1 protein-coding gene is annotated in these 545 nt (G+C 67.2%); it reads left to right on the top strand.

Going from position 1 to position 545, the window contains the following annotated elements; translation table 11 throughout:
- Positions 1-196: 196 nt before the first annotated feature.
- Positions 197-545 (top strand): IS3 family transposase (locus AS96_RS14155; protein WP_036291121.1); only part of this gene is annotated, 349 nt, incomplete at its 3' end.

Genomic DNA, 545 nt, shown 5'->3' with positions numbered 1-545 from the left:
TGAGCAACTGGTTGAAGCAGGCCGACGTGGAGGACGGCAAACGGTCCGGGCTGACCGACGATGAGCGCAAGCAGTTGCGTGAGGCGAACAAGCGGATCCGGTTGCTGGAGCAGGAGAACGAGGTGCTGCGGCGGGCCGCGGCGTATCTGTCGCAGGCGAACCTGCCGGGAAGATAGTCTTCCCGCTCGTCCACGAGATGGCTGCGGCCGGTGCTCCCGTGCGGGTGCCGGTCGCGGTGGCGTTGCGGGTCCTGGGTCTGTCCAGGCAGGGGTACTACCAGTGGCTCAAGGCCCCGGTCTCTCAGCGGGACTGGGACGACGCGCACCTCATTGACGTGCTCTACGACCTGCATGCGGATGACCTCACCCTCGGGTACAGGTTCCTCACCGACGAGCTCGACACCGAGCACGGCATCATCGCGAGCGAGAACCGGGTGCACCGACTCTGCCGGATCGCCGGGATTCACGCATCGCACCATCGCAAGCGCAGCAAGCCCGGCAGTACCGGGCCGGCGCCGCACGACGATCTCCTCGCGGTCGTCGACG

Source organism: Microbacterium sp. MRS-1 (assembly GCF_000585455.1).
GTDB lineage: Bacteria > Actinomycetota > Actinomycetes > Actinomycetales > Microbacteriaceae > Microbacterium > Microbacterium laevaniformans.
The sequence above is the reverse complement of the archived record's forward strand: the minus strand, read 5'-3'. Positions and strand labels throughout refer to the sequence as shown.